The sequence below is a fragment of the Herbaspirillum sp. Her3 genome (genome assembly GCF_057961275.1).
The window spans coordinates 1,701,957-1,725,408 of the sequence record NZ_CM176328.1 but is presented as its reverse complement, the minus strand read 5'-3'; the positions used below and the strand labels follow the sequence as shown (position 1 = coordinate 1,725,408).

The window sequence follows — 23,452 nt, the reverse complement described above, 5'->3', positions numbered from 1 at the left end:
AGCAAGCAGTCGGTACATTACGAGCGGTGACGGTAGCCAGTCCCGCGTTTCTGGATCAGTATGGTTGTCCCGAAACGCCTGATGACCTGCACAATCTGCCCTGTGTCGTGTTCGACAGTCCAAGCCTGTCGCCTTGGCGCTATGTTTGCCGCCATACGGGGCAAACCTTTACCGTTGCCGACACACCAAGACTACTTGTTTCGTCACCGGATGCAGCAGTCGATGCTGCGATCGCCGGAATTGGTGCGACCTTCGTGCTCGAACACGATGTTCGCGACGCGATAATCGCAGGAAAGCTGAAATACATCCTGCAATCGTTTGAGGTTGAACCGATCCCGATACACGTCGTTTATCTGTCTAAAGACGCGATACCTGCGAAGCTGCGGCGATTCATTGATTATGCCGTGCCGCAACTTCGCAAATTACTTGCTGAATTCGGGCGCATTCCTTCTGAGTAAGTTGTTCGGAATAATATTCCGACGCGACAGACGAGGATATCGCTAGCGCTGATGAGGGCCCGTACACATTCAATCTGCGAGTACGAGAGCTCGCAGATCAAATGTGAAATAGCCCTAGAACTCATGCTCCTTCAACGCCCGCTCAGCGCGTTCGCGGGCACTGGCCAGGGCTTCTTCCTCGGTCGGGAAGATGCCCACGGGAATATAGGTTTCAGCGATCTCCGGCTCACGCGAGAGGCGCACGAAGACTTGTGCCTCGTAGCCATCATCGGGTTTCTCCACCGCGTCATAGCGGGCGATGTGAGTACCGCTCTGCAATACCTTGTCGGTCATGCTGCCTCCTGTATCGTTGACGATGAAGTCCGTTGGACACAGCGGCAGGCATGAGGTTCGGCGCGGGAAAGATGCCGTACGGAAAGCGCGGCCATCAGGAGCGCGGTTCAGGCAGCCAGCGGAAAGCGTACCGTGAAGATGGTGCCCTGCCCCTGCTCCTTGCAGTCCACCGTGATGACGCCGCCGTGGTCATGCGCAATCTCGCGCACGATGGCCAGGCCCAGGCCACTGCCGGCGATCTTGTCGTTGGCGCGGTAGTAGCGGTCAAAGATCAGCTCGCGGTGCTCGGGCGCAATGCCGGGGCCGGAGTCTTCCACCGAGAGCACGGTAGCGCCCTGCTCTTCCAGGCAACGCACCGTCACCGTACCGTGCTCGGGGGAATAGCGCACGGCATTGTCGATGAGGTTGTCGATCAGGTCGCTCAGCAGGAAGCGGTCACCGCGCAGGCGCGCCGGTTGCAGGTCGAAGCCGAGGTCGATCTGCTTCTTGTCGGCCTCTTCGATGAAGTGCTGGACCGATTCTTCCACCAGCTTGTCAAGCGACAGGTCTTCCAGCTTGCGGCTTTCGAACAGGCCCGGCTCGGAACGCGCCAGCGCCAGCAGTTGCCGGCTCTGGCGGATCATGCGCTCCACCGAGGAATTCATCATCGCCAGCGAGCGGGCGGTATCGGGCTGGTCCTGATGCTTGTCGTGCAGCAGTTCCAGTTGCAGCTTCAGGCCGGTCAGCGGCGTGCGCAACTGATGGGCCACGTCGGCCATGAAATTCTGCTGCGCCTGTTCGCCCTTGCTGATGCGGTCCATCAGCTCGTTCATGGCCACGATCAGCGGCTGCAGTTCCACCGGTGCACCGATGCCGTCGATGGCGCCCAGCTTGCCGTGGCCGCGCTGCTCCAGGTTGCGCTGCAGGCTCTTCAGGGGACGCAGGCCACGGCGCACGGCGATCAGCACCACCGACAGCGAACCGAAGGTCAGCGCACCGTCCAGCAGCAGGAAGGACAGCAGGATGGTGTAGTGGGCCCGATCACGCTTGCGCAGGGTCTCGGCCACGGCCACCGAGATCACGCCATTCTTGACCCGCACCTGCATGGCCGAAATACGGACCGGCTCGCCGCGCATCTCGCCGTCATAGTTGAAGGGACGGTCGAATATCTCGCTTTCCGGCAATTGCGGGAACCCGCTGTCGCCCACCAGGATCTCGCCCTGGGTATTGCGCACGGCAAAGAAGGTGGTGTCGGAGTGATTGCTGCGCAGGATCTGCTCGGCCTGCTGGGTCAGCTCGGCGGTGGTGCGCTCCTGGCGATGGCGCACCTGGGCATACAGGCCCCAGGTGGAATCCATCAGGTTCTGGTCGAAGGCATGCTGGGCCGGCAGCCAGGCCAGCCAGTAGGTCAGGCCTGCGCCCACCAGGTTCAGCAGCAGCAACGGCGCAATCAGCCACTTGAGCAGGTCGCGCCGGATGCTGGCGTGGGTGGGCGATACCGCAGCAGGCGCCGCCTCGGCGCGGCTGGCGGCGCTGGCAGCCGGCTTCTGGTCGATGACCGTCATGGCGCGCCGGACCGGCTCAGCCCTCGCTCTTTTCGAGCATGTAGCCGAAGCCGCGAATGGTACGGATCACCACCCCCGAATCGGCGATCTTCAGACGGATGCGCGAGACGTAGACCTCCACCGCATTGATGGTGAAGTCCTCCCCCCAGGGCAGGACGGCATCGATGATCTGCTGCTTGGAGACCACGCGCGAGGTGTGCTGCATGAGATATTCCAGCACCGTCCATTCGCGCAGCGACAGTTCGATCTTGCGGCCATCGATGTCGGCGCGCTTGGTGGCGTTGTCCAGCGACAGGCCGCCCACGCTCAGTTGCGTCGGCTGCGGCGCGCTGCGGCGGATCAGCGCCTTGATGCGCGCCACCAGCTCCGGCGTGGCGAAGGGCTTGACCAGATAGTCGTCGGCGCCCAGCTCGAGGCCGTGCACGCGGTCGGGGATGGTGTCGCGCGCGGTCAGCAGCAGCACCGGCGTATTGTTGCCGGCCGCGCGCATGCGGCGCAGGACTTCGAAACCATCGATGCCGGGCAAGCCGATATCGAGCACCAGCACGGCCGCGTTGAAGCGCTGCGACAGCACGTCGTTGCCGTTGTTGACGGTATGAACCGTAAAACCGTGCGAATTGAGCACGCGCGACAGGCCGTCGGTGAGCACCGGGTCGTCTTCGACCAGCAGAACATTCATAGGGGGACTTCGGAAGAATAAAACAGCGCAAAACTACTGCGTGACCGCAGCATCGTATTGCAGCCCAGGCGATGCTGCAAATCGGGCGATCCCCCAGGCCGGGCGCGGCGCTCGCAGAGTGTTACATTTTTGTCACACTCAGTCCTCCGTCAGCATTTTGACAGCATTTTGTCAGACTGCACCCTTACGCTTGGCAGCCATGCAAATGAGAATCTAAATCATTAGCATGAAAAAGAACAACACTGGTTTTAGCCAGCCAAACGGTCTTCCCTGTCGAAGAGCGGAGTAGCCAGCCATTCGAGCCGGTCCTGCAGGAGCGGGATCGGCTCATCGTTTCCTACTCCACTAGCGACAAGAACAACATGAACCGTCTTACGCCGATCGCCGCCGCTTTGGTCGCCACCTTTGCCGCGCCCCTGAGCCTGCATGCACAGCAGGTCACTTCCACTTCTTCCAGCAGCACGCCAGCCGCTGACAGCCAGCTGGCTCCCGTGACCGTCGAGGGCCGCCGCGATGACTTCGCCAGCTCCGGCACGGCCATCACCAAGCTGCCGGCCGACCTGCACGACGTGCCGCAATCGGTGACCGTGGTCAACAAGGCGCAGATGCAGTCGCAGGGCGTGACGTCGCTGGCCGATGCGCTGCGCAACGTCTCGGGCATCACGCTGGGCGGTGCCGAAGGCGGCCAGATCGGCAACAACATCAACCTCAACGGCTTCTCGGCGCGCACCGACATTTATCTCGATGGCTTCCGCGACCGTGGCCAGTACTACCGCGACACCTTCGCCATCGAAGAAGTGGAAGTCCTGATGGGTCCCTCCTCGATGCTCTTCGGCCGTGGCTCGACCGGCGGCATCATCAACCAGGTCAGCAAGAAAGCCAACCTGAAGGCCGCCACCGAAGTCTCGGCCTCAGTGACCACCAATGGCCTGGTCCGCAGCACGGTGGACGTCAACCGTCCGCTGACCGATACCTCGGCCATGCGTATCGAAGCCATGGCCCAGAAGGGCGCGGCCAGCACCCGCAACCAGACCGACGTGCAGGACTTCGGCTTGGCCGGCTCCTACGTCTGGGGCATCGGCACCTCCACCGAAATCACCCTGTCGGCCCTGCTGCAGCATAACAATGACCAGCCCGACTACGGCCTGCCGCCCTTGAACGGCCATCCGGTCAACGTCGACCGCAACACCGCCTATGGCCTGGACAGCGACCGCACCATCCAGGACGTGGCGGCCTTCAGTGCCGGCGTCAAGCACAAGATCGCCCCCGACGTCACGCTGCGCAACCAGACCCAGTTCAACTACGTGCACACCGATGCCGTGGAAACCGCGCCCAATACCATCGGCACGATCTCTTCCAGCGGCTTTACGGCGCTCACCAATGCGGCCAGCAGCTTGCCGCTGTCCAGTCTGTACGTACGTGGCCAGAGCCATGACCGCGTCATCACCGACTATTCCATCTTCAACCAGACCGAACTGGCGGCCAAGTTCACCACCGGCAGCGTCAAGCACGATGCCATCGTCGGTGTGGAAGTCGGCCACGATGGTTACGACAACCAGGCCTCTTACCGCAACGGCAGCTGCAACGGCCGCTCGCTCAACAGCTCGGGCTCGACCAGCGGCTACCTGGATTGCGTGAGCGTGGTCAATCCGGCGACCAGCAGCAGTGTGGGCGACACTCCCGGCAATCACGCCGGTGGCAGCGCCAACACCATCGCCGCTTATGTGGGCGACACCATCGAACTGGTGCCGCAATTCAAGCTGGTCGGCGGCCTGCGTTATGACCGCTATATCGCCAGCATCAACAACTCCCTCAATTCGACCAACAGCAGCAGCACCAACCTGGCCTATGCCCACCAGGGCGTGAACTTCCTGAGCGTGCGTTCGGGCGCGATCTGGGAACCCACTGCGGCACAGTCCTACTATGTCTCCTACGGTACCTCCTTCAACCCCTCGCTGGAACAACTGACCGGCACCACTGGCCAGCAGAACCTGGACCCGGAAAAGAACCGTTCCTATGAACTGGGCGGCAAGTGGGATGTGGCTGAAGGCTTGGCACTGACCGCTGCCGCCTTCCAGATCACCAAGGAGAACGCCCGCAGCCAGGTCGCCACAGGCGTCTACGTACTGGACGGCACCGTGCGCGTGAACGGTGCGCGCGCAGGCGCTACTGGCCGCATTACACACGACTGGCAAGTCGCCGCCAACTACACCTACCTGGATGCCAAGGTGATCGGTGGCGCGGTGACTGACACCAGCGTCGGCAAGGTCCCGGTCAACACCCCCAAGCACACCCTGACCACCTGGACCACCTACGACCTGGCCCCGCACTGGCAGATCGGCGGCGGTGCGACCTACATGTCGCAGCGCTATGCCAACGCGACCAACACGGTGCAGGTCGGCGGCTACACCCGTTACGATGCGATGCTGGCCTACACCACCAAGGCCTACGACATCCGCCTGAACCTCTACAACCTGACCGACAAGATGTATTACGATGCGCTGATCCAATCCGACGGCGGCCGCTCGGTCCCGGGTTCGGGCCGTACCGCCATGCTGTCGCTGACCTATCGCATGTAAGAAAGAAAGCGCGCCCATGCTCATCACCATCCCTCATCTGCTGGACCCGCAAGCCCTGCAGCACGTACGCAACTTGCTGGACCAGGCCGGGGATGCCTGGGTGGATGGGCGCGTCACGGCGGGCTACCAGGGCGCGCCGGTCAAGTTCAACCAGCAGATCGACGAGCATTCCGAGGTCGCCCTGCAATGCCAGCGCATCATCGTCTCGGCGCTGGAGCGGCACCCGCGCTTCATCAGCGCGGCGCTGCCCAACCTCATCTATCCGCCCATGTTCAACCGCTATGGCGAGGGCATGACCTTTGGCGCCCACGTCGATGGCAGCGTGCGCATCCATCCGCACAATGGCCGCAAGCTGCGCACCGATGTATCGGCCACGCTGTTCCTGGCCGATCCGGCCGACTACGACGGCGGTGAATTGCAGATCGACGACAGCTACGGCATGCACAGCGTCAAGCTGGCCGCCGGCGACATGGTGCTCTATCCGGCCACCAGCCTGCATACGGTGACGCCCGTCACGCGCGGCGTGCGCATGGGCTGCTTCTTCTGGGTGCAAAGCCTGGTGCGCGACGATGGCCAGCGCCAGATGCTGTTCGACATGGACAACGCCATCCAGCGCCTGAACCAGACCGACGCCGATGCACTCGCGCGGCGTACCCTGGTGGGCTGCTATCACAACCTGCTGCGGCAGTGGAGCGAGACCTGAGCGCTCTCCCCAGGCTCAAATTATTTATATCGTTTATTTGAAGTAGCGCGGATCCATCTTGCGGAACACCCAGGCCGAGACCAGGGTGATGACGCCCACGATCACGAAGGTGATCTGGAAGCTGGCATTGGTGGCCGTCCCGGCGTCGCTCTTGAAGACATTGACCATGGTCCCGCCGATGGTCACGCCCAGGCCGATGGCCAGCATCTGCACCATCGAGAAGAGACTGTTGCCGCTGCCCGCATCTTCCCTGCGCAAACCCTTCAAGGTCACGCTGTTCATGGCTGCGAACTGCATCGAATTGGAGGCGCCGAAGACCGCCAGTTGCACGATGGACGCCGCCAGCGGCCAGCCTGGCGTAATCAGCGCAAACGACACGATGGACAAGCCGACGATGGCCGTATTGACCAGCAGGAAGCGGTCATAGCCATAGCGCTTGACCAGCGGTGCGATCCACGGCTTGGCAATGGTGCCGGCAATGGCTGCCGGCAGCAGCAGCATGCCCGCGTGCAGGGGCGAATAGCCCAACCTCACCTGCAGCAGCAAGGGCAGCAGGAATGGCACCGCCGATGAACCGATACGACACACCAGGTTACCCGCCAGTCCGATGCTGAAATTGGGTTCGCCAAACAAACCGAGCCGGAACAGTGGGCGCGGATGAACGGACGCATGGCGCCAGTAGACCAGTACAGTGACTGCCGCCACACCGAACAGTCCGAGACTCCAGCCAGTACGGTTGTGATCGAAAGGCACGTCCAGCGCCAGCGAGAAGGCCACCATGCAGGCGGACAGCAAGGCGCAGCCGAACAAATCGAAGCGAGGTGTACCGGTAAGGCTGTCGTCCGGCAGGTAGTACAGTACGGCCGCCATCCCCAGTACACCGATAGGCAGGTTGATCAGGAAGATCCAGTGCCAGGACAGGCTCTCCACCAGCCATCCGCCCAATACGGGACCAACCACCGGCCCCAACTGCCCGGCAATCGAGATCGAGGCCAGCGCGGCGATGTATTGCGCCCCCGGCACGGCACGCAGGATTGCCAGCCGCCCTACCGGCAGCAGCATGGAACCGCCCAGCCCCTGCACCACGCGCGCGGCCAGCAGCAGCGGCAGGCTCGGCGCCATGGCGCACAACACCGAACCCAGCGCGAACAACAGGATCGCCGCGAAATACATGCGGCGCGTGCCAAAGCGGTCGGCCAGCCAGCCCGAGGCCGGCGTGAGCGAGGCCATGGTCAGGGTATAGGCCACCACTACCGGGTGCATGTTCAGCACCGGCTCGCCGAGGCTGCGCGCCATGGCCGGCAAGGCGGTATTGACGATGGTGGTGTCCAGCGTCTGCATGAAGAAGCCGGAGGCGACGATCCACAGCAGCGCGCGCTGGGTCACGGGATCATTGATGGTGGAAGAGGCAGGGGTATCGCTCAGGTGAGGCGGCTGGTTGGCAGACATGGCGAAAATGGAATGGAAAACGTGCCGGTCAAAACACGGCGGGGACACGCTGCCCACAAGCATTCGTATCCCCGCGCACTACCGGCACATTCTACTCGCTCGGAGGTTTCTCTTCAGAAAGCCTGCGGACGCCACTTCAGGAGGCGCCGTTCCAGCGCATGCAGCAGCCAGTCCGCGGCCAGCGCCACCACGGCCAGCACGATCATGGCGGCGAACACGCCACTGGCATTGAAGGCACCCTGGGCGGTGGAGATCAGCAGGCCGATGCCCTGCTTGGACCCGAGGAATTCACCCACCACCGCGCCCACCAGGGCAAAGCCGAAACTCACGTGCAGGCTGGCCAGGATCCACGACAACGCCGACGGAATCACCACGGCCATGGTCACCTGGCGGCGCGAGGCCCCCAGGATCTGGGCATTGGCGATCATGTAGCGATCGGCCTCGCGCACCCCCTGGAAGGCATTGGCGAACACCACGAAGAACACCATCACCACCGCCAGCGCCACCTTGGAAGCCATGCCCAGGCCGAAGGCGATGACGAAGATCGAGCCCAGCACCACGCGCGGAATCGAATTGGCGATCTGGATGTAGAGGCTGAACACGTCCGAGAGCAGCTTGTTGCGGCCCAGGACGATGCCGGCGATGACCCCGGCTACCGAGCCGATCAAAAAGCCCAGCACGGTTTCTTCCAGCGTCACCAAGACCTGGGTCCACAGCGGGCCCTGCGAGGTGCCCTCCACCATCCAGTCAACGATCTGCGCCACGATCAGCGTCGGCTGCGAGAAGAAGAAGGGATCAATCCAGCCGATCCGGGCGCAGCCTTCCCAGCCGCCCAGGACGATCACGAGGATGGCGATACGCAGGCCGATGACCAGTTGTTTTCGCGCGCGGATCTTGCGCTGGGCCTCGGCTTCGACGGCAGCGATGTCCATTGTCGCGGCGCTGTGGCTTGCTTGTGCTTGTGTCATGTTGCTCACCTGTTTTTCAAAAAATTGTTTCCGTGCTGTGCGCGCTCTTCGATACGCCGCTGTGCGGCTACTCAGAGCGAATGGGGCATTCTTGATGCACCAAGTGAACCGTTCGGCCTGAGTAGCCGCGCAGCGGCGTATCGAAGGACGCTCCGACTGATGCGAGGGCTTATGCGATGTGGACTTCTTCGCGCAGATCGCCCCAGATGCGCCGCGAGATGTCGATGAAGCGCTGCTCGTAACGCACCTCCTCCATTACACGCGGACGCGGCAGGTCGATGGGATAGACGCTCTTGAGCGTAGCCGGCCGCGCGGTCAGCACATACACCTTGTCGGCCAGGGCGATAGCCTCTTCCAGGTCATGGGTAACGAAGACCACCGAGCCCGAATGCGCCGACCACAGGCGCAACAGTTCATCTTGCATCAGGGTGCGGGTCTGCATGTCCAGCGCCGAGAAGGGTTCATCCATCAGCAGGATCTCGGGGCTGTTGATGAAGGTCTGGGCCAGCGCCACGCGCTTGCGCATGCCGCCCGAAAGCTGGTGTGGATAGTGGTCGCCGAACTTGTCCAGGCCCACGCGGCGGATCCACTCATCGGCCAGCGCATGCGCCTGCTCCCTGGACTGGCCACGGAACATCGGACCGGCCGCAACGTTGTCGCGCACGCTGCGCCAGGGGAAGACGGCATCGTTCTGGAACACGAAACCGATGCGCGGATCGATGCCGTTGACCGGCTGTCCCATCACCCGCACCTCGCCCAGGGTCGGCTTGAGCAGGCCGGTGATGAGCGAGAGCGTGGTGGACTTGCCGCAACCGGTCGGGCCGACCACGGCGACGAATTCACCGCGGGCCACGCTCATGGAAAAGTCGCGCAGGGCCACGGTGGCCTTGCCATCGGCAGTAATGAAGCGGCAGCTCACGTTGCGCAGTTCGATGGCCGGGGTGGCCTGCGCGGCCTGGCCGGCGGGGGTGAAGGCCTGCTGGTTGATCGCATTCATCGTGGAGCTCTTTCGTAGCGGAAGGTTGAGTGCATCCCTGACGCGCTGGTGCGCATCATGGTGTAAATCATTTATATAATTTCTGAAAATCCGGGAGAAGACCGGCCACCGGCCAGTCCCTGCCTCACTTCACGTTGTTGACGAACTCATCCGTATAAGTCTTGGACAAGTCCACATGCTTGCCCTTGACGTTGGGATTGAAGCCCGACAGCACGGCCAGCACGGTGTCCGGTCCACCCTTGGGCATCTTGCCGTCCTGCGAATACATGGGCAGCGAATTGGCCAGCGCCTGTATATACAGCGGCTTGTTGTTGCCGTAGTAGTCCTTGGGCATCTTGTCGGCGATCTGTTCGGCCGTATGCGTATGGATGAAGCGCAGCGTCTTGACGAAGGCGCGCGCCAGCTTCTGGGCCTCGTCCTTGTGGCCGTTGAGCCAGCTGCGCTGTACATACACGCTGGAGGCCGGATAGAGCCCGCCCAGCGCCTTGACGGTGCCCTCCACGGTACGCATGTCGATCAGCACCTGGGCATCGCCCGTCTTGAGCAGTTGCGAGGCGGTCGGTTCGGTGGTCATGCCGGCATCGATGCGGCCCTGCTTCATGGCGGCGATGAAGGTATTGTCCGCCCCCACCGGCAGCACCGAGAACTGCTTGGAACTGATGCCCTGGCGCGAGGCCAGGTATTGCGTCAGGAAGTTGGTGGAGGAACCCAGCCCGGTCACGCCCAGGGTCTTGCCCTTGGCATCGGCCATGCTCTGGAAGTGCGGCGCGGCCTTGGTCGAGACCAGTTCCACCTCGCCCGGCACCTGGCCCAAGATGGTGATGGCGGTGATTTCCTTGCCCTTGGTCTGCAGGTCGATGGAATGGTCATAGAACCCGACCACGGCCTGCACGGCACCGGCCAGCAATTCGTTCTCGGCATCCACGCCGGCCGGCTGCGACTGCAGCTCCACGTCCAGGCCCTCTTCCTTGAAGTAACCCAGTTGTTCGGCCAGCTTGGCCGGCAGGTAGACCATCTTGTTGATGCCGCCCACCATGATGGTGACCTTGGCGGCGGCCGTCGCCTGGATCGGCAGTGCGGCCAGCACGGTGCCGGCAACGGCCAGCGAAAAAAGGCCACGGCGGAGATTTTTGTTCACGTCAGCTCCTGGAAATCGATGCGAAAGCCCGTGGATTCTACGGTGCCTTCATATAAACCGCAGAATTCACTTTACCGCGTCAACGAACTCGTTGGTAAAGGTCTTGGAGAGGTCGATGTTCTTGCCCTTGATGTTGGGGTTGAAACCGGCCATCACCTTCAATACCTGTTCCGGCCCGCCGGCGGGCATCTTGCCATCGGGCGAATACATGGGCAGCGACGCCTTGAGCGCCTGCACGTAGATGGCCTTGTTGCCGCCGTAATAGTCCTTGGGCATCTTGTCGGCGATGTCTTCGGCCGGATGGGTCTGGATGTACCTGAGGGTCTTGACGAAGGCGCGCGCCAGCTTCTGCGATTCGGCCTTGTGGCTGTTCATCCAGGAGCGATGCACGTACAGGCTGGAGGCCGGATAGAGCCCGCCCAATGCCGCCTTGGTGCCTTCCACGCTGCTCATGTCGACCAGCACCTTGGCCGCCCCCGACGCCAGCAGGATGGAGGTGGTCGGCTCGGTGGTCCAGGCCACGTCCACGCGTTTCTGCTTCATGGCGGCGATCAGCGTGTTGCCGGCACCAACCGGCAGGATGGAGTAATCGCCCGATTTCAACCCGGCGCGACTGGCCAGGTACTGGGCAATGAAGCTGGAGGAGGAACCCAGCCCGGTCACGCCCAGGGTCTTGCCCTTGAGATCGGCCATGCTGCGCACGCTGTCGGCCAGGTCGGCGCGCACCATCTCCATGCCGCCCGGCACCAGCAGCAGCTGGGTGATGGAGGTGACTTCCTTGCCCTTGCTCTGCAGGTCGATGGAGTGATCGTAGTAGCCGACCACGGCCTGCACGGCCCCGGCCAGCAATTCATTCTCGGCATCCACCCCGGCCGGCTGCGACTGCAGCTCCACGTCCAGGCCTTCTTCCTTGAAGTAGCCCAGGCTTTCGGCCAGCTTGGGCGGCAGGTAGATGAGCTTGTTGATGCCGCCGACCATGATGATGATCTTGTCGGCCGCCCGGGCTTGCGGGGCGCTCAGGCCCAGGGCACAGGCGGTGATGGCGGTGGCGCCCAGGGCCATGAGCGTACGGCGCAACAGGCGGTTGGGGGCGGGCAAGACGCTAAAATCGTCACGCATTATGATTGTCTCCTGAATTTTTTAAGCGGGATGGTCTGTCGCCATCTTCACTTCTTGTAGACTTGCGAGCCTATTCTAAGAAGCCGAAACCTTCATCCAGCTTTCCAAATTCCGGCTTTTTGCTTTGCAACGCAGCATAAAAGAACCTCAAGAAACACGAGACTACCGCATGAAATTGCTCCTGATCGAAGACAATCCCCAGCTTGCCCACTGGCTGGAGCAGATCCTCAAGGAACACAAGTTCAAGGTCGATATCGCCGCCGATGGCGAGATCGCCGATCAGGTCCTGCGCGACGAGAACTACGACGTCGTGCTGCTGGACCTGATGCTGCCCAAGCTGCACGGCAAGAACGTGCTGCGCCGCCTGCGCGAGCGCCACAATGGCGTGCCGGTGATGATCCTTACCGCCAGCGGCTCCATCGATGAAAAGGTCGAGTGCCTGGGTGCGGGCGCCGACGACTACCTGGTCAAACCCTTCGAGATCCGCGAACTGGTAGCCCGCATCAAGGTGCTGGTACGCCGCCAGACCCCCGACAAGGCCGCCGAGATCCATTGCGGCGATCTGGTCTATGACAGCAACACGCGCCAGTTCGCCGTGGCCGGCGTCACCCTGGCGCTACCGGCGCGGGAGCACGACGTGCTGGAAGTGCTGATGTTGAAGCAAGGCAAGACCGTCTCCAAGACGGCGCTCATGAAAGGCGTCTTCAGCCTGTCCGAAGAACCGAGTGCCGACGCCATCGAAATCTACATCTCGCGCCTGCGCAAGAAACTGGAGACTTCCAGCGCCGCCATCATGACCCTGCGCGGCCTGGGCTACCTGCTCAAGCAAAAAGATGATTGACAGCCTGCGCCTGCGGCTGTTGTGGTGGCTGCTCATTCCCATGGCCGTCTACGTGGGCCTGTCCACCAGCGATGCGTATGACAATGCCGTCTCCAGCGCCACCCTGGTCCAGGACCGGGCGCTGCTGGCGTCGGCGCGCATGATGGCCGGCCAGGTCGGCTGGAATGATGGCGCGCCGGTCGTCTCGATTCCGCCGGCGGCGCTGGAGCTGTTCGCCTCTCCCGCCCAGGATGCGGTGTATTACCAGGTGCTGATGGACGACGACACGCTGCTGGCCGGCCGGCCTGACTTCCCCGCAGCGCCTGACTTTGCGGCGCTCTATCCGGTCTATACCACGACCACCTTCGACGGCAAGCCGCTGCGCGTGGTCAGCTACATCCGCGCGCTGTTCGACGAAGGCACGCTGCGCATGGTGGCCGTGTCGGTGGGCCAGACCATGCAGGGCCGCCAGGAAATGATCGACGACCAGTGGCACGCCTCGCTGCGACGCCAGATCGTCCTGCTGCTGCTGGCCATCAGCCTGGTGGTGCTGGGCCTGACGATGGAGCTGCGCCCGCTGCTGGCACTCAAGGATGAGCTGACCACGCGCCAGCCGGATTCGCTCACGCCGCTGCGGGCCGGGGGCTTGCAGCAGGAGCTGCGGCCCATCGTGGAAGCCATCAACCAGTACATCTTCCGCCTCAATGCCCAGGTGACGGTGCAGAAGCGCTTCGTGGCCGATGCCGCACACCAGTTGCGCACGCCGCTGGCGGTGATCGATTCGCAGATCCAGTTCGCCCGCCAGCTGGACGATCCGGCACGCGTGGCGCAAGTGCTGGCCGCGCTGCAGGAGGGCAGCCGCAGCATGACCGACCTGACCAACAAGCTCTTGCTGCTCTCGCAGGCCGAGGCCTCCAACAGCAGCGCCTTCCCGCGCGCACCGGTGGACCTGGTGGCGGTGGCCGCGATGGTGCTGGAAGAACTGGCCGGGCTGGCCTTGAAGAAAGGCATCGACCTGGGTCTGGAAACCCCGCTCGAAACCGCCATGGTCAACGGCAATGAAGCGCAACTGATGGGCTTGCTGATGAACCTGATCGACAATGCCCTGCGCTATACACCTGAAGGCGGCAAGGTCACCGTGGGGCTGGAGAAGAAGCGCAGCCAGGTCATCATCACCGTCACCGACAACGGCCCCGGCATCCCCGCCGAGGTGCGCGAGCGCGTGTTCGAACGCTTCTATCGCAATGCCGCGCCGGACCAGCCGGGCTCCGGCCTGGGCCTGGCCATCGTGCGCGAGATCGTGCAGGCTTCGCAGGGGTCGATACGGCTTGATGCGCCGGCACGGGGGAACGGGCTGGTGGCTACGGTGAGCCTGCCGGCGCTGGCGGGATAACATCTCTCTTCCCATGTGCCGGTAATACAAAACCGCGCAGCCCCCACAACAAACGATCAAAAAGTATCAGCCCGCCGCCCGCTTTGGCGTGGAGCGGCGCGCCCTGCCCTCGTACTCTTGCTCCTGCCGCTAGACCGGCGAACGGGTGCCCCCGCTGTTCCCCCGGCAGGCACCCGGCCTGAACGATAAAAAATACCAGGAGACAAACCGTGAACAAGATCTGCTTGGGCGCCGCGTGCGCCGTCCTTGGCGCTGCCCTGCCCTTGGTGGCATCGGCGCAGTCCTGCAATGTCCCCGTGCTGAAGGTGCTGGCGCAGAAGAGCCTGGGACTGACCGTGATGGAAAAATCGCTGGCCGATTACCAGAAGCGTACCGGCACCCGTATCGAGATCAGCTACTTCGGCGAGAACGACCGCCGTGCCAAGTCGCGCCTGGATGCCTCCACCAAGGCTGGCTCCTATCAGGTGTATTACGTCGACGAAGCCAACGTGGCCGAGTTCGCCTCGGCCGGATGGATCGTGCCGCTGCTGAAGTATTTCCCCAAGGAAGCCGACTATGAAGACTTCCTGCCCGGACGCCGCGCCGTGGCCAGCTACAAGGACGTGGCGTATTTCGCGCCGCTGATCGGTGGTTCCGACTTTCTCTTCTATCGCCGCGACCTGCTGGAAAAGGCTGGCCTGCCGGTACCACGCACGCTGGACGAACTGGTGGCTGACATCAAGAAACTGCATTCGCCACCGAACGTCTATGGCTGGGTGGCGCGCGGCCAGCGCGGTTCGGGCATGAACGTGTGGCGCTGGGCGCCCTTCATGCTGGCGCAAGGTGGCCAGTGGACCGACAAGAACAACCAGCCGGCCTTCAATTCGCCTGCTGCCGTCAAGGCCACGCAACTGTATGCCGAGCTCTTCAAGTACGCCCCGCCCGGCGCGGCCACCTATGACTGGAGCAATGCGCTGGAAGCCTTCCGCTCCGGCAAGGTGGCCTTCATGATCGAATCCACGCCCTTTGCCGACTGGATGGAAGACAGCAGCAAGTCCAGCGTGGCCGACAAGGTGGGCTATGCGCGCCCGCCCGCACCGCTGCCCTCGGCGGCCTACGGCCACGGGCTGGCGATTTCGGCCGTCGGCGCCAAGGATGAGTGCACCCGCCAGGCCGCCGGCAAGTTCATCGCCTTTGCCACCGGCAAGGAACAGGAACAGGCCCGCCTGCGCGAGAAAGTCTTCAGCGACTACAACCGCAGCAGCACCATCCAGAGCGACTACTTCCAGAAGAACGTCAAGCCGCAGATCCTGGCCGGCCTGAAGGACACCACGCCGGTCTCCAAGCTGACCATCTGGCCGAGTCCGCAGTGGCCCGACATCGGCGACAACCTGGGCGTGGCGCTGGAAGAAGTCTTCACCGGCACGCAAAAGGACATCCCGCGCGCCCTGGACGAGGCCGCCCGGTATGCGCAGGACGCCATGGAACACGCGCGTAAATAATTTCCTTCATTCAACCGCTCTACACGATGTAGCCCCCTGGTCCGTGCTGTTGGGCCAGGGCGCTTCCGGAGTCCTGCATGTTCAATCGTGGAAAGACCTCCCTGCCCTATCTCTTCCTGGGGCCATCGCTGCTGGTGATGCTGGTGCTGGGCCTGGTGCCGACGGTAGCGGCGATCAACCTGGCGCTGAAGAACCGTGTATTACGCTATCCCGACAGCGATTACGTCTGGCTGCGCAATCTCGAACGGCTGATGTCGGATCGCCGCTTCCTCAATGCCATCGAAGTCTCGGCGATGTGGGAAGTGGTAACCGTCGTGGGTGCGGTGGCGGTAGGCATCCTCATCGCCATCTATCTGTTCGAGAACGTCCACGGCAAATGGCGCCAGGCCATGTGCGTGCTGCTGATTACGCCGGTACTGCTGCCGCGCGTGTCGGCCGCCTTCATCTGGAAGTTCATGTATTCGCCGCTGACCGGCATCCTGGGCTGGCTGCTGGGGCTGGCGGGCATCCGTGATACGGCCTTCCTGTCCGACCCGGCGCTCGCGCTCCATGCGGTAGCGGCGGTCGATATCTGGCAGTGGGGATTGTTCTTCGCCGTGATCGTGCTGAAGCTGCTGGAAACGCTGCCGCCCGAACCGCTGGAGGCCGCCCGGCTGGACCATGCGCGCACCTGGCAGGTCTATGCCTACATCGCCCTGCCGATGCTCAAGGCCCCCATCATCAGTCTGGTCTTCATCAAGATGGTGGAGTCGCTGCGTTCCTTCGACCTGATCTACGTGATGACCAAGGGCGGACCGGGTGTGGCCACCGAGACGCTGGACATGTATGCCTATGCCCAGGGCATCGGGCTCTCGGGCAAGGTCTCCTATGCCTCGACCATGGCGGTGCTGATGATGGTGGCCACTACACTGATCTTTACCCTGATCTGGAAACGGGTGAGCAAATGGGAAGACTGATCACACGCTGCGCCATCTGGGGCGTGGGCATCCTGCTGGTGCTGGTGGCAGTGTTTCCGCTGCTGTGGGCGCTGCTCAATTCGCTCAAGACCCTGCTCGATATCGTGACACCGACGCCGCGCTTTGTCTTCACGCCGACGCTGGAGAATTACCGCCAGGTCATCGGCAGTCCGGAAGTACTGACAGGGCTGACCAACAGCGCCGTCATCGTCGGCAGCGCCGTGCTGCTGGGCACGCTCATGGGCGTGCCGGCGGCCTACGTGATCGCGCGCTATCACGTGCCGGGCAAGCACGACATCCAGTTCTTCCTGCTCTCGCTGCGCTTTCTGCCGCCGGTGGCGGTGGCCATTCCCTTGATTGCGATCTGGGTCGACCTGGGCCTGTATGACACGCGTTTCTCGATGATCGTGACCTACCTGCTGACGACGCTCTCGACCATCACCTGGCTCTCGATACCGGTATTCCAGCGCATGCCGCGCGAGATCGAGGAAGCCGCCACCCTGGATGGGTACGGCCCCTATGCGGTGTTCTGGAAGATCGCCCTGCCCAACTGCGCCGGTACTTTGCTGGGCGGAATCATCTTCAGCTTCGTGCTGGTCTGGAACGAACTGATGATCGCCCTGGCGCTGACCTCTTCCAACAGCGCCACCCTGCCGGTGGTGGCCTCGGCCTTTACTTCGCTGGGGCAGGAAGTGCCTTGGGGCGTCATCAATGCCTCCACTGTATTACTGGCGCTGCCCCCTCTGATCTTTGTCGGCGTACTGAGCCGGCTGTTGAATTCCATGCTCAAAGCACACTAGGAGAATCGCATGCAAGCCCTCTTCCTCGAAGCCACCCGCGTACTGTCACTGCGCGACATCGACCTGCCGCAAGCGCTCGGCCCGCAGGATGTCCGCATCCGCATCCACACGGTCGGCATCTGCGGCAGCGACCTGCACTACTACACCCACGGCAGCATCGGACCGTTCAAGGTGGAAGCGCCGATGGTGCTGGGGCACGAAGCCTCGGGCACCATCATCGAAGTCGGCAGCGAAGTCAGCCAGCTCAAGGTGGGGGACCGCGTGTGCATGGAGCCGGGCATCCCGCGCCTGGATTCGCCGGCCACGCTGCGCGGCCTCTACAACCTCGACCCCTCGGTGCGCTTCTGGGCTACGCCACCCATCCATGGCTGCCTTACCGGCAGCGTGGTACATCCGGCGGCCTTTACCTATCGCCTGCCGGATAACGTCAGCTTTGCCGAAGGGGCGATTGTCGAGCCCTTGTCCATCGGCCTGCAGGCCGCCACCAAGGCGCGCATGAAGCCGGGCGATACGGCCGTGGTGATCGGCGCCGGCACCATCGGCGCCATGACCGCGCTGGCCGCCCTGGCCGGGGGCGCGGCGCGCGTGATCCTGGCTGATGTAGTGGCAGAAAAGCTGGCGCATTTCGCCCACAATCCCGCCGTCATCACCGTGGATGTGACGCAGCAGGCACTCAATGACGTGGTGCAGCAGGTCACCGCGGGCTGGGGTGCCGATGTGGTCTTCGAGGCGTCCGGCCATGCCGGGGTCTACCCGACCCTGCTGCAGATGGTCTGCCCCGGCGGCTGCGCGGTGCTGGTGGGCATGCCGCCAGAGCCGGTGGCGCTGGACGTGGTGACCATGCAGACCAAGGAAGTGCGGCTGGAATCGGTCTTCCGTTATGCCAACATCTTCCCCCGCGCGCTCGCGCTGCTGAGCTCCGGAATGATCGATGTGAAGCCTTTCATTTCACGCAGCTTCCCCTTCTCGCAGGGGATTGAGGCCTTCGAGGAGGCCGCACGCGGCCGTCCGCAGGATGTGAAGATCCAGATCGAGATGGAAGGCTGACCATGGCCGACATCCACTGCCAGGGCTTGTCCAAGCATTACGCCGGTGGCCCGCCGGTCTTGCATCCGCTGGACCTGAGGATAGGCGACGGCGAATTCGTCGTGTTGCTCGGTCCCTCGGGCTGCGGCAAATCGACCATGCTGCGCATGATCGCCGGACTGGAAGAGATCAGCGGCGGCACCCTCTCCATCGGTGGCAAGGTGGTCAATGCGCTACCGGCACGGGAGCGCAACGTGGCCATGGTGTTCCAGAACTATGCGCTGTATCCGCACATGAACGTGTATGACAATATCGCCTTCGGACTGCGGCGCCTGAAGCGCCCGGCCGACGAGATCGACCGCCGCGTGCGCGAGGTGGCGGCCATGCTGAACCTGGATACCCTGCTGGAGCGCAAGCCGCGCGCCATGTCCGGTGGCCAGCAGCAGCGCGCCGCGATTGCGCGCGCCATCATCAAGACGCCTGCGGTATTCCTCTTCGACGAACCGCTCTCCAACCTCGACGCCAAGCTGCGCGCGCAATTGCGCGGCGACATCAAGCGCCTGCACCAGCGCCTGCGCACCACCACCGTCTACGTCACCCACGACCAGCTGGAAGCCATGACCCTGGCCGACCGCGTGATCCTCATGCATGGCGGCCAGATCGTGCAGGCCGGTACGCCAGCCGAGCTCTACCGTTATCCGCGTACGCTCTTTGCGGCGGGTTTCATCGGTACGCCGGCCATGAACTTCCTCTCCGGCGTGATCGAACGTGAGGGTAATACGGTGGCCGTGCGCTGCGAACAACAGCACTGGATCCTGCAGGGTGAAAGGTTTTCACGCCTTGCACAGGGAATGGCGGTAAAGTTGGCGGTGCGTCCTGATTACGTCCGCATCGCTGGTGAAGAGCAAGCGCCAAGCCTGAGCTTGCCGGTCAACGTGGAACTGGTCGAGATCCTGGGTGCCGATGCGCTGTTGACCACCCGCTGCGGCGAGCAGACGCTGACCGCCCTGGTGAGCGCGCAGCAACTTCCGCAAGTAGGTCAGCGCCTGCACCTGGCCTTCGACCAGCAAGAGCTGCACGTGTTCGATGTACAAAGCGGAGAGAACCTGTCGCTGCCCGAGGCCGCCTTCACGGCCAGCGGACATGACGACGGCCCGCACGGCAAGGAGACAAAGCATGAGCCCGGATCTGGAGCTGGTCCATACCCGCCAGGACGAATCGTTCAGGGCGTGGGTGCATGACTACCCGCACACGGTGGCCAAGTGGCATTTCCATCCTGAATACGAAGTCCACGTCATCACCGCCTCCGGCGGCAAGTTCTTCGTGGGCGACTTCATCGGCGACTTCGGTCCCGGCAACCTGGTGCTGACCGGACCCAACCTGCCGCACAACTGGGTCAGCAATCTCGGTGCCGGGGATCATGTGACTGCACGCGATCTGGTGCTGCAATTCTCGCGCTCCTTCGCCGACCGCATGCTGGGCGCCATTGCCGAACTCTCGCCCCTGCAGGATCTGCTGGAGGGCGCCGCGCGTGGGCTGCAGTTTCCCGATGCGCTGGGCCTGTCCATCATCCCGCTGATGCAGGACCTGGCCCAGGCCAGCGGTGCCCGCCGCGTGGTGCTGATGATGACCGTGCTGGAACAGCTGGCCTCCTGCCGCGAACGCAAGCCGCTGGCCGGACCGGGCTACGATCTGGATGCGCAGCGCCACATGTCGTCCACCATCAACCAGGTGCTCTCCTGCATCCGCCAGAACCTGAGCGGCAACCTGCGCGAGAGCGACGTGGCCGAACTGGCCGGCATGAGCGTGAGCAGCTTTACGCGGTTCTTCAAGCGGCACACTGGCTGCACCTTCATCCAGTACCAGAACGGATTGCGGCTCAATGAAGCCTGCGAATTACTGATGTGTACCGACCTGAGTGTGACGGAAGTGTGCTACCGCGTCGGCTTCAACAATCTCTCCAATTTCAACCGCCAGTTCCTGGCTTACAAGGGCATGCCGCCCTCGCGCTTTCGTGCGCTGCACCGGCTCAATGACGAAGTTCGGGCGGTTGCGTAAAGGCCATCCAATTGCATGCAAAGGAAAACGATTTGAGCTATCTCGGCATCGACCTCGGCACTTCCGAAGTCAAGCTCGTCCTCACCGACGACGACTCCCGCGTCATCGCCAGCAGCAGCGCCCGGCTGCGCGTGGACAATCCGCATCCGCTGTGGTCCGAGCAGGCACCGCAGGCCTGGTGGAACGCCACGCTGGACGCCATCGCCGCCCTGCGCGCCGAAGCCCCGCAAGCCTTCCAGGCACTGCGCGGCATCGGCATCTCCGGCCAGATGCATGGTGCTACCCTGCTGGACCGCAACGGCAACGTATTACGCCCGGCCATCCTGTGGAACGACATGCGTGCTCACGCAGAATGTGTGGAGTTGGAAGCGTTGGTACCGGACGCGGCCCTCATCACGGGCAATCGCGCCATGCCCGGCTTTACGGCGCCCAAGCTGCTGTGGCTGTCGAAGTATGAGCCGGCCGTCTATCGCGCCATCGACAAGGTGTTGCTGCCCAAGGATTTCCTGGGCTGGAAGCTGACTGGCGAATTCGTCTCCGAGATGTCGGATGCGGCCGGCACGCTGTGGCTGGACGTAGCGCGGCGCGACTGGTCTGATCGCATGCTGGCGGCCACCGGGCTGGATCGCAGCCATATGCCGCGCCTGGTGGAAGGCAGCGCGGTGGCCGGTCATTTGCGCAACGAACTGCGCCGCGAGTGGGGCATCAGCGGACCGGTGGTGGTGGCCGGTGGTGCCGGCGACAATGCGGCCAGTGCGGTGGGTATCGGCGTGATCCAGGCTGGCGATGCTTTCCTATCGCTGGGCAGTTCAGGCGTCTTGTTTGCGGCTACGGCGCGGCATGCGCCCAATCCGCAGCAGGGCGTGCATGCGTTCTGCCACTGCCTGCCGGGGCAATGGCATCAGATGAGCGTGATCCTGTCGGCGGCGGCCAGCCTGCACTGGCTCGCTGGCGTGACCGGACGGCCGGTGGCCGAACTGGCGGCGAGCGCGGAGCAGCTGACGGCCACGCAGCAGGCGCAGGCGCCCTTGTTCCTGCCTTATCTGAATGGCGAGCGCACGCCGCACAACGATGCGGCCGCCAAGGGCGTGCTGTTTGGCATGACGCCTGCGCATGAGCGTGCGCACCTGGCTTATGCGGTGATGGAAGGCGTGGCCTTTGCGATGGCCGACGGCTATGCGGCTTTGCAGGCGGCGGGTACGGTGCTGGAGAGTGCGGCCTTTGTCGGGGGTGGGTCGCGCAGTGCGTTCTGGGGGGAACTGTGTGCGACGGCCTTGGGCATTCCGTTGCGGCGGCATGCGGGGGCAGAGGTGGGGGCGGCAATGGGGGCGGCCAGGTTGGGGAGGTTGGCGCAGACGGGGGAAGATGCGGGGGGCGTGTGCGTGGCGCCCGTTATCGAAGAGACCTACCGACCGAACGCCGTGCAGCGCGATCACATCGCGCACAGGCTCGAACGTTATCGCAACCTGTATGCCGCGCTGCGCGCCGAGTTTGCCGCCTTCGCCACCCCGTGAAGATGGTCGGCTTCACTGCCCGTCGTCGGACTGCTCTTTCTTGATCTCCGCAAACTTCGCCGCCATGGTCGGATTGCCGCGCGTCAAGCGCTTGATGGTCACATCCTGCGCCTTGTCATTGGCCAGGCGCAGGTTGCGGTCGGTACCGAGCAAGGCTTCCTTGGTTTTCTGCAAGTGGTCGATGGACTTGTCGATCTCGTCGATGGCCGTCTGGAAACGGCGCGAGGCCAGGTCGTAGTTCTTGGCGAAGGCCGCCTTGAAGGTGTCGAGCTCGGATTCGAAGTTGGTGATGTCGATGTTCTGCGCCTTCACCAGCGCCAGTTCGGTCTTGTATTTCAGCGAGTTGAGGGCGGCGTTCCTCAGCAGCGTAATGATGGGGATGAAGAACTGCGGACGCACCACATACATCTTCGGATAGCGATGGAAGACATCCACGATCCCGGTGTTGTACAGCTCGCTCTCCGGCTCCAGCATCGAGACCAGCACGGCGTATTCGCAGCCCTTCTCCTGGCGGTCCTTGTCCAGTTCCTTGAGAAAGTCTTCATTGCGGTTCTTGGTGGCGGTGTGATCGTTCTCGTTCTTCATCTCGAACATGATGGAGACGATCTCGGTGCCGGCCTCATCCGTATCACGGAAGATGTAATCGCCCTTGCTGCCGCTGCGGGCGTCGTTATCCTTCTCGAAATACGCGCGCGGGAAGGCGGTGGCGCGGATGCGGTTGAACTCGGTTTCGCAGTGCTGTTCCAGGGTCTCGCCGACCATCTTGGTGGAGAGCCGCGCCTTCATGTCGCGCAGGCGCTCGATCATGTCTTCGCGGTCCTTGAGCTGGGTCTCGTATTTGTCTTTCAGTGATTTCTCGGCCAGCTGTTTTTCCAGCTCGGCGCGCATCAGGTTGTTCTTGAGTTCATCGCGCTCCTTCTCCACCACGCCGACGGCTTCATTCACGGCCAGCTTCTGGGTCAGCGCAATGGAATCCATCTTCGCTTTCAATGCCTGGATCTCGGCATCCTTCTCACTGACGGTCTGCTGCAATTGCTGGGCGAGGCGAGCCTCGGCCAGTTGCTGGTCGGCGAGCTTTTCTTTTCTGGCCTGTTCGAGTTCATTGGCCAGCTTGTCCCGCTCGCGCTCGACGTTGGCCATGGCTTCGGCCACGGCCATCTTCTGCGCCATTTCACCGGCTTCCAGCCTTGCCTTCAATTCCTGGATCTCGGCATCACGCGCGGCTGCGGCCTTCTGCAATTGCGCCTCGGCTTGGGCGCTCGCCAGCGCGATGGCGTTGCGCTTGTCCTGCTCGGCCAGCTCCAGGCGCTCGTGCAATTGCTGCTCGAAAGCGCTGTCGCGCACTTGCGAAAGGATGTCGGCGTAACCGGCTTCGTCGATCTTGAAGGCTTTGCCGCAGTGGGGGCAGATGATGTCGTGCATGGCTGTTCGGAGTCC

Annotated in this window: 21 protein-coding genes; 12 read left to right on the top strand and 9 right to left on the bottom strand. The window is 63.1% G+C overall.

The annotated features are described in order from the left end of the window. The first annotated feature begins 26 nt into the window (after positions 1–26). Positions 27–458 (top strand): LysR substrate-binding domain-containing protein, encoded by a 432-nt coding sequence (locus ACVC5H_RS07860; RefSeq protein ID WP_489621783.1) that lies wholly within the window; start codon positions 27–29, stop codon positions 456–458. A gap of 114 nt (positions 459–572) precedes the next feature. Here the strand turns inward: ACVC5H_RS07860 and ACVC5H_RS07855 are convergent, their stop codons facing one another. From ACVC5H_RS07855 to ACVC5H_RS07845, 3 genes are all read right to left on the bottom strand, one after another. Next, positions 573–791 carry a hypothetical protein gene (locus tag ACVC5H_RS07855; RefSeq protein ID WP_489621782.1) on the bottom strand — a complete coding sequence of 73 codons (219 nt, stop codon included), beginning with the start codon at positions 789–791 and terminating at the stop codon, positions 573–575. A gap of 107 nt (positions 792–898) precedes the next feature. Beyond that, the gene (locus ACVC5H_RS07850) at positions 899–2,335 is read right to left on the bottom strand and encodes a sensor histidine kinase N-terminal domain-containing protein (protein WP_489621781.1); all 1,437 of its coding nucleotides are present in this window, start codon (positions 2,333–2,335) and stop codon (positions 899–901) included. Between the two features lie 16 nt (positions 2,336–2,351). After that, entirely contained in the window at positions 2,352–3,014 is a 663-nt protein-coding gene (locus ACVC5H_RS07845) for a response regulator transcription factor (protein ID WP_489621780.1), read from the bottom strand. A 362-nt stretch (positions 3,015–3,376) separates the two neighbouring features. Between ACVC5H_RS07845 and ACVC5H_RS07840 the strand changes: the two genes are divergently transcribed. Both ACVC5H_RS07840 and ACVC5H_RS07835 read left to right on the top strand, forming a co-directional pair. Continuing rightward, on the top strand, positions 3,377–5,593 hold the full coding sequence (locus tag ACVC5H_RS07840) for a TonB-dependent receptor (protein ID WP_489621779.1): 2,217 nt from the start codon (positions 3,377–3,379) through the stop codon (positions 5,591–5,593). 16 nt (positions 5,594–5,609) lie between these two features. Continuing rightward, on the top strand, positions 5,610–6,296 hold the full coding sequence (locus tag ACVC5H_RS07835; RefSeq protein ID WP_489621778.1) for a Fe2+-dependent dioxygenase: 687 nt from the start codon (positions 5,610–5,612) through the stop codon (positions 6,294–6,296). Between the two features lie 33 nt (positions 6,297–6,329). On the opposite strand, the gene ACVC5H_RS07830 is transcribed toward ACVC5H_RS07835, so the two are convergent. From ACVC5H_RS07830 to ACVC5H_RS07810, 5 genes are all read right to left on the bottom strand, one after another. Further along, positions 6,330–7,745 carry a DHA2 family efflux MFS transporter permease subunit gene (locus ACVC5H_RS07830; protein WP_489621777.1) on the bottom strand — a complete coding sequence of 472 codons (1,416 nt, stop codon included), beginning with the start codon at positions 7,743–7,745 and terminating at the stop codon, positions 6,330–6,332. A gap of 113 nt (positions 7,746–7,858) precedes the next feature. After that, positions 7,859–8,713 (bottom strand): ABC transporter permease, encoded by an 855-nt coding sequence (locus ACVC5H_RS07825; RefSeq protein WP_489621776.1) that lies wholly within the window; start codon positions 8,711–8,713, stop codon positions 7,859–7,861. Between the two features lie 169 nt (positions 8,714–8,882). Next, positions 8,883–9,710, bottom strand: a complete 828-nt coding sequence (locus ACVC5H_RS07820) for an ABC transporter ATP-binding protein (RefSeq protein WP_489621775.1) — start codon at positions 9,708–9,710, stop codon at positions 8,883–8,885. A gap of 124 nt (positions 9,711–9,834) precedes the next feature. Next, positions 9,835–10,848 carry an ABC transporter substrate-binding protein gene (locus ACVC5H_RS07815; protein ID WP_489621774.1) on the bottom strand — a complete coding sequence of 338 codons (1,014 nt, stop codon included), beginning with the start codon at positions 10,846–10,848 and terminating at the stop codon, positions 9,835–9,837. Between the two features lie 66 nt (positions 10,849–10,914). After that, positions 10,915–11,967: an ABC transporter substrate-binding protein gene (locus ACVC5H_RS07810; protein ID WP_489621773.1), complete on the bottom strand. Its 1,053-nt coding sequence runs from the start codon at positions 11,965–11,967 to the stop codon at positions 10,915–10,917. A 169-nt stretch (positions 11,968–12,136) separates the two neighbouring features. Here ACVC5H_RS07810 and ACVC5H_RS07805 point away from each other — a divergent pair, with 169 nt between their 5' ends. The 9 genes from ACVC5H_RS07805 (at position 12,137) to xylB (ending at position 22,015) form a co-directional block, all read left to right on the top strand. Then, entirely contained in the window at positions 12,137–12,808 is a 672-nt protein-coding gene (locus ACVC5H_RS07805) for a response regulator (RefSeq protein WP_489621772.1), read from the top strand. Next, a complete protein-coding gene (locus tag ACVC5H_RS07800) occupies positions 12,801–14,180 on the top strand; it encodes a sensor histidine kinase N-terminal domain-containing protein (protein WP_489621771.1) in 1,380 nt (459 codons plus the stop codon). Before ACVC5H_RS07805 ends, ACVC5H_RS07800 begins: the two co-directional genes overlap by 8 nt. A 209-nt stretch (positions 14,181–14,389) precedes the next feature. Further along, the gene (locus ACVC5H_RS07795; protein WP_489621770.1) at positions 14,390–15,661 is read left to right on the top strand and encodes an ABC transporter substrate-binding protein; all 1,272 of its coding nucleotides are present in this window, start codon (positions 14,390–14,392) and stop codon (positions 15,659–15,661) included. Between the two features lie 77 nt (positions 15,662–15,738). Next, positions 15,739–16,617: a carbohydrate ABC transporter permease gene (locus ACVC5H_RS07790; RefSeq protein ID WP_489621769.1), complete on the top strand. Its 879-nt coding sequence runs from the start codon at positions 15,739–15,741 to the stop codon at positions 16,615–16,617. Next, positions 16,605–17,417: a carbohydrate ABC transporter permease gene (locus ACVC5H_RS07785; RefSeq protein ID WP_489621768.1), complete on the top strand. Its 813-nt coding sequence runs from the start codon at positions 16,605–16,607 to the stop codon at positions 17,415–17,417. Before ACVC5H_RS07790 ends, ACVC5H_RS07785 begins: the two co-directional genes overlap by 13 nt. A gap of 9 nt (positions 17,418–17,426) precedes the next feature. Then, positions 17,427–18,464 (top strand): NAD(P)-dependent alcohol dehydrogenase, encoded by a 1,038-nt coding sequence (locus tag ACVC5H_RS07780; RefSeq protein ID WP_489621767.1) that lies wholly within the window; start codon positions 17,427–17,429, stop codon positions 18,462–18,464. Positions 18,465–18,466: 2 nt separating this feature from the next. After that, complete coding sequence (locus ACVC5H_RS07775) at positions 18,467–19,684, top strand: ABC transporter ATP-binding protein (protein WP_489621766.1); 1,218 nt, start codon at positions 18,467–18,469, stop codon at positions 19,682–19,684. Continuing rightward, positions 19,620–20,501 (top strand): AraC family transcriptional regulator, encoded by an 882-nt coding sequence (locus ACVC5H_RS07770; protein ID WP_489621765.1) that lies wholly within the window; start codon positions 19,620–19,622, stop codon positions 20,499–20,501. The genes ACVC5H_RS07775 and ACVC5H_RS07770 overlap by 65 nt, the downstream gene beginning before the upstream one ends. 32 nt (positions 20,502–20,533) lie before the next feature. Beyond that, positions 20,534–22,015, top strand: a complete 1,482-nt coding sequence (gene xylB / locus ACVC5H_RS07765) for a xylulokinase (protein ID WP_489621764.1) — start codon at positions 20,534–20,536, stop codon at positions 22,013–22,015. A 12-nt stretch (positions 22,016–22,027) separates the two neighbouring features. Here xylB and ACVC5H_RS07760 read toward each other — a convergent pair whose 3' ends face one another. Further along, positions 22,028–23,437 carry a DUF2130 domain-containing protein gene (locus tag ACVC5H_RS07760; protein ID WP_489621763.1) on the bottom strand — a complete coding sequence of 470 codons (1,410 nt, stop codon included), beginning with the start codon at positions 23,435–23,437 and terminating at the stop codon, positions 22,028–22,030. Positions 23,438–23,452 lie beyond the last annotated feature (15 nt).